Here is a 12,012-nt window from a genome sequence, read left to right as displayed (position 1 = left end):
ATCTATTCTCTTATGAGATTGAAGAGCTTATCTGTTATCATGGAGGCTTAATTAAGAGTAATTGGAAAGATTTACTATCATGACGCCACCTCGTATCGAACAATCCACCAAAGAGGAGCGTCTGGCATTTGTGTTAAACCAATGGAAGTGCTTGTCTAATTGTGAGATATGCGGTAAATGCAGTATGTTGAGAGGCCGTAATGAAGAGATGCTTTATGCAGATTATATCGATGGCAAGAGATCCTATATGGATATAATCCCGGATCCCCTATAAAGCTCCAATCCGTCATTACAAGGATTCAGATACACATATTCCTGTATTCTAATTTCTCTCAAGCGATTATTAAAAAGATTAGTCGGTACATTTTTGTGAAAAAGTATATACTTTGTGGATCATTTAATATGAGTTTTAAAGTTGAAAGTCCTCAACATTTTTCAGGACGGGTCATAAACTTAAATAATAGCGAAAACATCTGTCATCCATCATTTTTAGAGCTTAACAGACAGTTTATCAGTGTGTTGTAAAATGACAGATGCCTAAATCATCTGTCATTTTATCTTTCATCTATCATGCCGCGAAAATCGACTCTTTAAACGAATTAAAACTATTACTGTGCTGATATACAATTGAATACAATGGTAAAGGATGAGCGTTTAAGACCAATCATTTCCTTGTTAGGATGGTGCAAATTACATTTACTATAACAGTATTAACCCCCAACACAAAAGGAAAGTAATCCAAATACAGCGAAGACGTATCATTTTGACTTATAATATCTAATCGTTGGACCATGGTTCAACGATATCTCAACCATGGTCCAACAATAAGTAGACCATGGTCCAACGAAAGATTGACCCAGGTCCAACGATTAGTTATTCGTATTGTTCGTAATTAATCTTCGTTTATATAATGGTTAAAGGTAACCATGAAAGAGTTTGTTTATAAGAAGAATGAGATTGACTTTGATATATTAATGAATAAAACAATGAAAGTCTTCTTTTGTGTTTGAAAATGACACTATATGTTATTATTTTGATATTACAATATTTTAACGAATTATTTAATAAATAATCAATATTGTTTGTATCTTTGGGAAAGTTCAGCGATAATCTCTATTATATCAGATGATTATTACTAACTCTCTTTACCACGTGAATACTGTTTAATACTATATAACCATGCGATTTAAACTCCACATAGAAGTAATACCGTCACTTTATGGAAAAAAACTTCCCATCAACTATCAGTATGAATTATCAGCCTGGATATACAAGGTGATAGCATTGGGAGACGAATCCTATGCCCGTTGGTTACATGAAAACGGATTCAGCCATAAACACAAGAAGATGAAAATGTTCACCTTCTCCAATTTATATATCCCTGATGCGAAAAGAGAAGAAGACCGGCTTTGTATCTTTTCGGATTTGATAAGTCTGAACTTGTCGTTTCTCCCCGAAAAATCTACCGAAGAATTTATTAAGGGAATCTTTTCCGAACAACAATTCAGTTTGGGCGATCATAAAAGTAAAGTTGCATTTCGTGTTCGGCAAGTAGAATTAGTACCCTCACCCGATGCATTGGCAACCATAGAATTCAAGACGCTTTCACCCGTTGTAATCTGTTTAAAAGAAGCCGAAGGGAAGATAAAATACCTATCTCCAGATCATCCGAACTACGGTCAACTTCTCATTAATAATCTAACGGAGAAATACCAGCTATTTTACGAAACCCCCTTTCAAGGCAATAAAACCTTCTATTTTGAACTGCACACCCCGGCACGCTCCCGTTTGGTAACTATTAAGGCCAACACCCAACAGCAAACAAAAGTAAGAGGGTTTCATTACTCATTCCTCTTAAAAGCAGACCCGGCACTAATCAAAGTTGCCTATGAAGCCGGATTGGGAGAAAAGGGAAGTCTGGGATTTGGGATGATAGAAAGTAAAGTAAGATAAAAGGATCCTGAATGAATTGGGATTAGTTAATACATTATGTAATGGACCAACCTAAGATTGAGCGTATGTTGAGGCTTCTGAAATTGTTAACAGCCAACAACAGATATACAATATCCGATTTAGCAAATCGGTTACAAACTTCTGATCGTACTATTTATCGCTATATTGATAGTTTTCGCGAAGCAGGGTTTGTAATAAAGAAACAAGGAGATATAACGAGAATAGATAAATCATCTCCATATTTCAAGGATATAAGCCAATTAGTTCACTTTACCGAAGAGGAGGCTTACATTTTAAAAAGTGCCATTGAAAATATTGATGAGAATAACCTTCTAAAGCAAAACCTGAAAAGAAAACTGTACTCGGTTTACAATTATAAAATATTAGCGGAGACAGTAGTAAAAGGGAAGAATGCTGAAAATGTAAATCATCTGATAGATGCAATGGAAAATGAACAACAAGTTGTTTTGGAAAACTATAGTTCGGCGAATAGTAAAAATGTTCGCAACAGGATTGTTGAACCTTTTGGATTTACTACGAATTACATTCAAATATGGGCGTATGAACCTTCAAGTTCTGAAAACAAACTTTTTAAATTGTCAAGAATTGAAAATGTAAAAATCTCCAATACTGTTTGGCAAAATAAGGATAAGCACAGGAAAGGACACATGGATCTGTTTCGTATAAGCAGCTTCAAGCAATACCCTGTAAAACTCAAAATGGGATTACGTGCCGCAACTTTATTAATTGAAGAATACCCACTCTCAGAACGAGAATTGATAAGAATAACCGACAACGAATGGATATTACAAACAAATGTATGTAGTTTTGAAGGTGTAGGTCGCTTTGTAACAGGTCTTTTAGAGGATATTCAAATTATTGATTCTCCTGAATTCGAGTGTTTTATAAGAAACAAATTGAAAAAGTATAATATTTAATCTAGTGTGTCACAAGTTGACAAAATGGTTTAATTTCTTTGTGCTGTAATATTTACAAATCATTAATAAAATGAGGATTCATATTAAAACAACAAAAAACAACGTGTTAGTCCCTTTCAATTATCAACACAAACTAGTTGGTGTTTTGCATAAATGGCTTGGAATAAATAATCTGCATGGAACTATGGCAATGTATTCGTTTTCTTGGCTAATGAATGCAACTCCAAATGAAAATGGTTTGGAGTATCCAAATGGGGCGACTTTTTTCATAAGTTTCCATTCTGAGGAATATTGTAAAAAAGTAATACGATCTATTCTTAATGATCCAGAAATGTGTTATGGATTAAAAGTTGTGGATGTAGCAATTGAAGATGATCCAGACTTATCTGATAAAACAGTATTTAATTGTGCAAGCCCTGTCTTTATAAGACGATTCAATGATGAAGGAGATCAACATTATACGTACATAAATGAAATTTCAGGAGAGTTCTTAAAAGAGACACTCCATAATAAAATGGAAAAAGCCGGATTAGCTCCAGACGAAACTTTAAGTATTAGGTTCGACATAAATGCGGTGAATAAAAAAATAAAGCTAATTGATTATAAAGGAATTAAAAATAGAGTTTGTCAATGTCCAATAATTATTGAAGCTAAACCTGAAACTAAATTATTTGCATGGAATGTTGGTTTGGGGAATTCAACAGGAATTGGTTTTGGAGCAATATATTAAAATTCAATAAATATGTTTTACGTAGTCAAATATACAGGGCCTTTTGGTTTTATAAAACCTTGGACAGCAGTTCGCGATGGAGAAACATTTAGTCAGCAATTCTTGACTCCGTCAATAATCGAGGGTATTGAAAAAAAGATATTTTCTGAGCTATTAAATCAAAAAGGTATAAGTAGGATAGTTCGTCATAAATTAAGTTATTCAGCAATAAATTCTCAACAGGAACAAACACAAACTCGAGGATGGGAATTTAAACGAACTGAAAAACGAATGATTAGACCATTATCAATACTCAACAGAGGTATTATGATTAACCCTGTTTTACATCTTGCATTTAAAAATAAAGAAAATGCGTTGAAAGCTTACGAAGAGCATATTTGCCTTTGTAGAAATGAAGACGTGGTGTTGCCTATCGAATTTATGGAACTTTCAGAAAGCGAATTTGATAAAATTGATGGTTTTGAATTACGATTTGGCGAATCGGATCAATCATTTATGGTTGGATTTAATCGCTTTAATGAGAATAAACCGATGTACGGCTGGATTGAAATAAGTGGTAAACCTGTTTTAAGCAAATGAAACATTTCGACGATATATTAGCTAAACATGAGAATGCAGGAGCATTACCATTAACAAAACACTTGCAAGATGTTGCAAATGCAGCTGAAATTATTGCTAGAAATTTGGGAATGGATGAAAGCATTGCCCGAAGAGGCGCAATTCTTCATGATATTGGCAAAGTAAGTCCATTATTTCAACAAACTCTAAAAAAAGATTTTATACGACCTCCAGGTTTTATTTTTCGACACGAAATTGCTTCATTGTTTTTTTTATCACTACTAAATGAAACTGAAAAACCATTTATTATTGATATGATTGCGGCGCACCATAAATCTATCTGCAATGATATTGGAGGCAAGGGACTACTTGACTTGGATGATAACGTAAGAAGCTTTGAAATCCATTCAAAAGATTTTGAACAATGGAGCACAGACGCTTTAGAAATTTTACAAATGTTTGGCTTTGCTATTCACACCATATCGAGGGAGGAAGCACGATTTAATTATGAATATGCTATATCACATTGTGAAAAAATACGCTTAAACTATTCAAAATGGAAAGGCTTAATGATGGCAGCAGACCATTACGCCTCTGCACTTGATATAAGAGCAGAGTATTCCCTTAATAAATTGTTTATAAATCCTGATTTATCTTTTTATAATCGTCAAAATAATTTATATCCGTTGTCGTATATAAGCTCTGAAAATAAAAGGAAACACACTCTTGTTACAGCTCCTACCGGGGCAGGGAAAACAGATTTTCTTTTACGTAGATGTAATAAAAGGGTGTTTTATACGCTACCTTTTCAAGCCTCCATCAATGCAATGTATGATCGAATAAAAGATGATTTAAAAAATACCGATAGTCAAGTATACCTTCTTCATGCAGCTTCTGCACTAAAATTAAAAGATGGTAAATTAGAAGAAAAAATATTGCAACGTCATATTGGAGCTTCTGTGAAAGTTCTAACACCTCATCAAATGGCCTCAATTGCATTTGGCATTAAGGGATATGAAGCTACAGCAATTGATTTAATGGGATGCGATGTTATTCTGGATGAAATTCATACATATTCTGATACAATACAGGCAATTGTGCTGAAGATTGTTGAAATATTAGTAGCCTTAGATTGTAGGGTACATGTTGGGACGGCAACAATGCCAACAGTTTTATACAATAAGATTTTGGAATTATTGGGTGGTATAGAAAATGTCTATGAAGTAAAACTACCAAATACAATATTGGAAACATTCAATCGCCACATAGTTTATAAGTGTGAAACTTTCAAAGAAGTCACGCCTATAATTGAAGATGCAATCAATCAAAGAAAAAAACTTCTGATTGTCTGTAATCAAGTGAAACGGTCACAAGAAATCTATGTAAAGTTGCGAGAGCTATATCCCGATATTCCGATTATGTTAATTCATAGTAGATTTAAAAGAGTCAGACGCCAAGAACTCGAAAATCAGTTAAAAAAAGTCTACAATAACACTAACGATGCTTGTATTGTTGTTTCAACGCAAGTTGTTGAGGTGAGCCTGGATATTAGCTTCGATATAATGATAACAGAGTGTGCTCCAATCGACGCTTTAATTCAGCGTTTTGGGCGTATAAACAGAAAACGAACTGCCGATACTATTGGTAAATTTAAACCTATATATGTTATTGAACCACCACATGATCAAAGTGATGCGTTGCCATATGATTTAAATGTATTAAATCGCAGCTACCAAGCTTTTAGTAGTGGAGAACTCTGGGATGAAACTCATATTCAAGCTATGATTGATAAAGTATATCCAGACATCAGCTTTATAAACATCGATTTAACCTCTGTTTTTAAAGACGGAAAATGGCAAATAAAAGAGCTTTGCCACTATCCTAAATCCGCATTATTGGAAACATTAGAAATTGACTCTGCTGTCTGTATTACTGAAAGTGATAAAAACAAGTATAAAGCAGAGAATTATGTAAATCGCTCTGAAATGGAAATTCCAGTAGGTTATCGCTCTATTGCATTTAGAGAACTTGAAAAGCTAAACGAGGGCGCTTATCCATTTATTATTCCAGATAAAGCGTATTCTGAAGAAGTAGGACTATTGATTGAGTATGCTAAACCAATCTATTACAAAACTTTTGAAATAATTTAAAGACATCTATTATGATTACATCTGTTATCGGTAAAATGTTTTTGGAAGCTTACAACAAGAAGTTTAATACGCAGTATGATGCCAAGACTTTCTTTGTTGAAGAGTATTATCCGTTATTTTTTGACCATAATAAATACATGATGACCGCGGGTAATTCTCCTTTAGAGAATCCGAAACTGAGTTGGGAGAAAATGATTCGAGGTCAAATACCTTTTGAATCTTCTGAAAAAAGGAAAGATCGTTTTGATAAATTAATAAATAAAATTGAAGTAACCGAACCTGATGCAAGTATTGCAATTGGATACCCTTCTTTAGACGTATTGGCAACAACCTCATCGCAAGTATCAAATATAAATTTTAACACACCCAAAGAAGATATATATTTCTCGTGGATAGGGAGTGGTTTGGGGGTAGGTGTTCAAGGAGGAATGTCAATATTATTTAACAATACACAAGTATTACTCGACATTTTTGAAGGATGGAAACTTTATAGGGAGTTGCTTAATAAAACACCGAACTTACGAGGCAATCAAATTAATACTTGGAATGGACAATGGATTGCGCATCGTTATGGAAGAAACTTTATTTCACAAACACCTATGGTTGGATTTAATCCATTTTCAACTAAAGATGGCTTAATAAGTGTAGATACACAATCGTGGACTAAAATTTTAATTGGAATATCAAGGAAATTCCAATATCCACAAATGATGGGTTACGTTTACAATTATGGGCAAACAAATACGACTGTAGGATTTATTCCTTTTGTTTTGACACAGATTCGCAAAGCAATTGAACTTTACGAAAAATTCTTTGGAATGAATGATGGAGAAAGAGCTGAAGCGCTTTATGGCACAGCGTTTGGGTTTATAAAAGCGTGCCAATCAGGTGTAATTGGAATAAAAGCGATGGAACCTAAAGGTATCAAAGATTATATTGATAAAGCAAAAATGCCTAAGTACAAAGAAAAAGAAGATGAAGATCAGGTAATTAATTTTAATATTTACATAATTTGGATATTGGCTATGCTAAACAATGAAGATTTATGGGAAAAATCCCAAGAGTTTGCGCAAGAGTTATTTACATATACTCAAGGTGCACAGCAAGCAAAAAAAGACAGAGCTAATCAGATTAATTCCGTCTTAGCTTCAACAAAGAAACAAGCATTTATCGAAAATCTTGTTGAAATAATATCAAAAGTAGAGAACGGTAATAAAATTACGGAAATTGCGAGCATCGTTAATACAATGCCTTCAGACAATGTCCCCTACTTTTTAACACTCATCAGATTCCACTTTGCGGCAATTAGTAAATAACAATTAATAATTATATTATGAAACCTTACATTTATTTGAGAGCGTTAAAACACGCAGAACATACTGTTTTTTGTGTTAGTGATGGACAAAAGACATATTATGATCAACAATTTAATAGATCTGTTGCCTATTCAAGCGGTCAACAAGTAAAACGTTCTATTTTGCAGAGTCTTACTGATAACTTAAATGTCCAGATGGCTCCAATTACATTTAACTATAATATTTCTATGCAAAAGCAAACTGCACAATTAGAGAATAAAGAGCCATGGTCTCCTTGTGATCCTAATTATGTTGACCAACTTTTAGGCGGGTGGATGCGTGCAGGAGACGGTGTTACCAAAAAAAGAAGAAGCCCATTGTCTATTTCAGCTATGCGTCCTATTCACCCACTACTAGCTGGAGTCGATAAAGAGAATCTAACTTTTGATAGAAGCGATCGTCCAGATAATCACCCTGTAAACGTTAGAATGGCTGGAAGTGACAAACTTCTTTCGGAAGAGGAAATAGAAGCATTTCTTACTGAGCATAACAGAACATTACCACGAAGAAACTGGATCCCAGACAATGTAAGAACATCCGGATTATTTGTCTATGACATAGCTATTGATTTGCGTACTTTATTTTCAGTTTCCACTAATCAACATGAACCAGAAATTTCGAGAGAAATGATTGAGTCATTAAAATCGAAAGGGTGGATAGAAAGTGAAAATGTATTTGGAAAATGTCTTGTATTACCCAAAGAAGAAAGAGAAAAGGTTATCCCGGCATTAGCAAACGCTTTGATAAATTGGAGAATAACATCCAATCAAGCCCGCACATTTAGTTTAATGGAAACTTTAGCAGTAGCAATTAGTGATAATGCAAATGTATTGGCAGCAGCTATTAGAGCGAAACTAATTGATGATGGTGAAAAACCAAAAGCGAAGCCAATCGTAGACGAAACAGCAGGTGCAGATTTATTTGTTACATTACCATGTTCAAATTATATAGTGACGGAAATTGAATCAGCGAATGCTCTGCAACATGCAGAACAGAAATTGATTAATTTAATGATGGCTTTTGATTACGAAAATCAAGAATAAATTATGTTTAAAAAATCTGGCAGGATAAAGTCCTGCCAGATTTTTTAAACATCTATCCAATCTAATATGCAAATAATTGCCACACATATCAATTACTATTTTATTTGTAAACGCAAGCTCTGGTTGTTTGCAAATGGTATTAATATGGAGCATTCTTCGGATTTAGTTTATGAGGGAAAATTGCTTCATGAAACGTCTTATCCACAACGTCCCGAACGTTACGAAGAGTTGGAGATTGATGGTGTTAAGATTGATTTTTATGATGCTCGGAATAGGGTAATTCACGAAATTAAAAAATCAGACAAGATTGAGGTTGCTCATCAATGGCAGGTAAAGTACTATATTTATATTCTGCAAAGGAATGGAGTTACCGGTGTTTCCGGTTTATTGGAATACCCAATGTTGCGACAAACTGAAAAAATAGAGCTTACAGAGCAGGATGTTAATCTTATTGAGGAGTTTGTAAAAGATATTGACAAGATTGTCTCAGACGATCGATGCCCTTCAATAATAAATAATAAGATTTGCAAACAATGTAGCTATTATGAATTCTGTTATGTAGGAGAGAACGAATTATGAAAAAGACCTATTATCTATTTAATCCGGGAATTTTGCAACGAAAAGACAATACGTTAAAATTTATTCCGCTTGAAGAAAGGGAGAATGGTATAGGGGAACGTGAAGGTCTGCCCCGCTATATCCCAGTAGAAACTGTGAGTGATTTATATGTATTTGGTTCACTCAATGCAAATAGCGCCTTGTATAATTTCCTTGGACAGAACGATATCGCTGTTCATTTTTTTGATTACTATGAAAATTATACGGGTTCGTTTATGCCTAAAGATTTTCTATTATCAGGAAGAATGTTGTTGGCTCAAACGAGCCACTATCAAGATAAAAAGAAGCGTATACACATTGCAAGAAAGTTTATTGAGGGAGCTGCTTATAACATGGTAAAGAATTTGCAGTATTATAATCGTAGGGGAAAAGATATGGATCCATTAATTGAACCAGTCAAAAGGTATATGGAAGGTATTCCTCAATCTATGGCTGTGGATGAGTTAATGGGAATTGAAGGTAATATCCGACAGACATATTATGATGCATTCAATCTCATCCTTAATGATTTTGAGATGGGAAATCGCACGAAGCAACCACCTCAAAACGAAGTAAATGCATTGATTTCTTTTGGTAATATGATGTGCTATTCACAGTGTTTGCGGGCAATTCATCAAACACAACTCAATCCAACGATAAGTTATTTACATACGCCAGGAGAGCGCCGGTATTCCTTGGCCTTGGACATGGCCGAAATTTTCAAACCGATAATCGTTGACCGGGTTATTTTCAAGGTGCTCAATAAGAAAGAAATTCAAGAGAAGCATTTTGACCATCATTTGAACAAGTGTGTCTTGAATGATTCCGGTAAAAAGATTTTTGTAAAATGCATGGAGGAACGTTATAATGAAACAATCCAACACCGCTCTTTAAAACGTAACGTTAGTTATAAGCATCTTATTCGTTTGGAATGCTATAAACTAGCAAAGCATCTATTAAATATGGAGGAGTATAAACCATTTAAAATGTACTGGTGATGTATGTAATATTAGTCTACGATGTTGGCGAAAAGCGGGTTGGAAAGATGCTTAGGTTGGTTCGGAAATACCTAAGCTGGATTCAAAACTCTGTATTTGAAGGAGAAATTACCGACGTAAAATTAAAAGAACTCAAATTTCAAGCAAAAGAAATTATGGATCTTGATACAGATAGTTTGATTATATTTGCTAGCAGGAATGAGAAATGGCTTGAAAAAGAGATTGTTGGAAACGAACGTTCTTCGGTAGATACATTTTTATAATTTCTACCTTAATAGCCTGTACTTAAGCCTGTATCAGAGCAATTCAGTACTATAAAATATAACATTAAAATGTCGGTCTCTCATTTTCTCCAATAAAATTGGTAAATTCATATAAATATAGTTCTTTGACGTGCTGATAATCAAATAAATACAATGGTTGTCGATGTACTGGTAAAAACATATAATCAGACATCGACAACTTTTTTAATAAAATTATTACTATATTCGCCTCATCAAATAGCTGATTATCAACAATATTTTTTTGTCAGATAAACGGCTTATAATCGTACAATGCTTGAATTGAAATTTTTCCTTCGGTTGACGGTTCAATGCTTTTTCCGCGACTTATAATCGTACAATGCTTGAATTGAAATGATCAAAGGGTACATCAAAGAGTTCAATTTCTATGACTTATAATCGTACAATGCTTGAATTGAAATTGTTGTGTAGTATGTGTAAAACTTCATTACAAAGACTTATAATCGTACAATGCTTGAATTGAAATATGTTTTGCTTTCTGGCGAATAGCGAACATCGCCTACTTATAATCGTACAATGCTTGAATTGAAATTCCTTTAACCTCTTTCCGTTAATTTCGGAAGCTCTGCTTATAATCGTACAATGCTTGAATTGAAATACAGTACCACTACTTCCACCACTTCCGCCCCAATCACTTATAATCGTACAATGCTTGAATTGAAATTCTGTTAATGCTGATAAAAATCTTACAGGCTTATACTCTTATAATCGTACAATGCTTGAATTGAAATCCGCTAATAAGGCTGCATTATTTAAAGCCGGTTCTCTCTTATAATCGTACAATGCTTGAATTGAAATTAGTTCATCATTTTGTGTAACTCCGAAAGGTTTTAAGGCTTATAATCGTACAATGCTTGAATTGAAATTTTTTTCAATTGATTCTTGCATGAAGGCAACTGAGACTTATAATCGTACAATGCTTGAATTGAAATCATAGTCTTTAATATCTAATTTTTTACCTTCTGACTTATAATCGTACAATGCTTGAATTGAAATGTAATAGCACCTAATCCGCCTGCTGCTGCTGCTAACTTATAATCGTACAATGCTTGAATTGAAATTCAAAAACTTGGCGTACCGCTCTGCGCACTCCTTCTTATAATCGTACAATGCTTGAATTGAAATCAGAGTGAATCTGCGGGCTTTTTATATGCATAGTCCTTATAATCGTACAATGCTTGAATTGAAATAAGTTAATAACTTCGCTTACCCCGAATGCAATACCCTTATAATCGTACAATGCTTGAATTGAAATTCTCATTATACTTCATTTGCCTATACTTGTTAACATTCTTATAATCGTACAATGCTTGAATTGAAATTCAAAAAGTACTCTATCCGTTCAAAATCAGTCTTTCTTATAATCGTACAATGCTTGAATTGAAATT

The 12,012-nt window shown here is 33.9% G+C and carries 11 protein-coding genes and 1 CRISPR repeat array; all 11 genes read left to right on the top strand.

The annotated features are described in order from the left end of the window. The first annotated feature begins 61 nt into the window (after positions 1-61). Positions 62-274, top strand: a complete 213-nt coding sequence (locus AB7E53_RS12295) for a hypothetical protein (RefSeq protein WP_245832536.1) — start codon at positions 62-64, stop codon at positions 272-274. A gap of 905 nt (positions 275-1,179) precedes the next feature. After that, on the top strand, positions 1,180-1,953 hold the full coding sequence (gene cas6, locus AB7E53_RS12290) for a CRISPR-associated endoribonuclease Cas6 (protein ID WP_446775948.1): 774 nt from the start codon (positions 1,180-1,182) through the stop codon (positions 1,951-1,953). Positions 1,954-1,994: 41 nt separating this feature from the next. After that, positions 1,995-2,891 carry a helix-turn-helix transcriptional regulator gene (locus tag AB7E53_RS12285; RefSeq protein WP_446775946.1) on the top strand — a complete coding sequence of 299 codons (897 nt, stop codon included), beginning with the start codon at positions 1,995-1,997 and terminating at the stop codon, positions 2,889-2,891. A 70-nt stretch (positions 2,892-2,961) separates the two neighbouring features. Continuing rightward, the gene (cas6, locus tag AB7E53_RS12280; RefSeq protein ID WP_446775944.1) at positions 2,962-3,621 is read left to right on the top strand and encodes a CRISPR-associated endoribonuclease Cas6; all 660 of its coding nucleotides are present in this window, start codon (positions 2,962-2,964) and stop codon (positions 3,619-3,621) included. Between the two features lie 12 nt (positions 3,622-3,633). Next, positions 3,634-4,200 (top strand): hypothetical protein, encoded by a 567-nt coding sequence (locus tag AB7E53_RS12275; protein WP_446775942.1) that lies wholly within the window; start codon positions 3,634-3,636, stop codon positions 4,198-4,200. Next, entirely contained in the window at positions 4,197-6,329 is a 2,133-nt protein-coding gene (gene cas3 / locus AB7E53_RS12270) for a CRISPR-associated helicase Cas3' (RefSeq protein WP_446775940.1), read from the top strand. The genes AB7E53_RS12275 and cas3 overlap by 4 nt, the downstream gene beginning before the upstream one ends. Positions 6,330-6,340: 11 nt before the next feature. After that, entirely contained in the window at positions 6,341-7,645 is a 1,305-nt protein-coding gene (locus AB7E53_RS12265) for a hypothetical protein (RefSeq protein ID WP_446775938.1), read from the top strand. 17 nt (positions 7,646-7,662) lie between these two features. Then, positions 7,663-8,727 carry a CRISPR-associated protein Cas7 gene (locus AB7E53_RS12260; protein WP_446775936.1) on the top strand — a complete coding sequence of 355 codons (1,065 nt, stop codon included), beginning with the start codon at positions 7,663-7,665 and terminating at the stop codon, positions 8,725-8,727. A 66-nt stretch (positions 8,728-8,793) separates the two neighbouring features. After that, positions 8,794-9,306 carry a CRISPR-associated protein Cas4 gene (gene cas4, locus AB7E53_RS12255; RefSeq protein WP_446775934.1) on the top strand — a complete coding sequence of 171 codons (513 nt, stop codon included), beginning with the start codon at positions 8,794-8,796 and terminating at the stop codon, positions 9,304-9,306. After that, positions 9,303-10,322, top strand: a complete 1,020-nt coding sequence (cas1b, locus tag AB7E53_RS12250) for a type I-B CRISPR-associated endonuclease Cas1b (RefSeq protein ID WP_446775932.1) — start codon at positions 9,303-9,305, stop codon at positions 10,320-10,322. Before cas4 ends, cas1b begins: the two co-directional genes overlap by 4 nt. Beyond that, the gene (gene cas2, locus AB7E53_RS12245; protein WP_446775931.1) at positions 10,322-10,585 is read left to right on the top strand and encodes a CRISPR-associated endonuclease Cas2; all 264 of its coding nucleotides are present in this window, start codon (positions 10,322-10,324) and stop codon (positions 10,583-10,585) included. The genes cas1b and cas2 overlap by 1 nt, the downstream gene beginning before the upstream one ends. Before the next feature lie 277 nt (positions 10,586-10,862). Next, positions 10,863-12,011: direct repeats of the CRISPR family, unit length 30 nt; unit sequence CTTATAATCGTACAATGCTTGAATTGAAAT. Position 12,012 lies beyond the last annotated feature (1 nt).

Origin of the sequence: Macellibacteroides sp. (assembly GCF_050251695.1) — a bacterium.
In the GTDB taxonomy this organism is placed as follows: Bacteria; Bacteroidota; Bacteroidia; order Bacteroidales; family Tannerellaceae; genus Macellibacteroides; species Macellibacteroides fermentans.
Note: the sequence above shows the minus strand (reverse complement) of the source record. Positions and strands in the feature narration are given on the sequence as shown.

Excerpts from the sequence above, each read along its gene's own strand:
- AB7E53_RS12285 (WP_446775946.1), top strand. The coding sequence starts at position 1,995 with ATGGACCAACCTAAGATTGAGCGTATGTTGAGGCTTCTGAAATTGTTA.
- cas4 (WP_446775934.1), top strand. The coding sequence starts at position 8,794 with ATGCAAATAATTGCCACACATATCAATTACTATTTTATTTGTAAACGC.
- cas2 (WP_446775931.1), top strand. The coding sequence starts at position 10,322 with ATGTATGTAATATTAGTCTACGATGTTGGCGAAAAGCGGGTTGGAAAG.
- cas6 (WP_446775944.1), top strand. The coding sequence starts at position 2,962 with ATGAGGATTCATATTAAAACAACAAAAAACAACGTGTTAGTCCCTTTC.
- AB7E53_RS12260 (WP_446775936.1), top strand. The coding sequence starts at position 7,663 with ATGAAACCTTACATTTATTTGAGAGCGTTAAAACACGCAGAACATACT.
- cas6 (WP_446775948.1), top strand. The coding sequence starts at position 1,180 with ATGCGATTTAAACTCCACATAGAAGTAATACCGTCACTTTATGGAAAA.
- AB7E53_RS12275 (WP_446775942.1), top strand. The coding sequence starts at position 3,634 with ATGTTTTACGTAGTCAAATATACAGGGCCTTTTGGTTTTATAAAACCT.
- AB7E53_RS12265 (WP_446775938.1), top strand. The coding sequence starts at position 6,341 with ATGATTACATCTGTTATCGGTAAAATGTTTTTGGAAGCTTACAACAAG.
- cas1b (WP_446775932.1), top strand. The coding sequence starts at position 9,303 with ATGAAAAAGACCTATTATCTATTTAATCCGGGAATTTTGCAACGAAAA.
- cas3 (WP_446775940.1), top strand. The coding sequence starts at position 4,197 with ATGAAACATTTCGACGATATATTAGCTAAACATGAGAATGCAGGAGCA.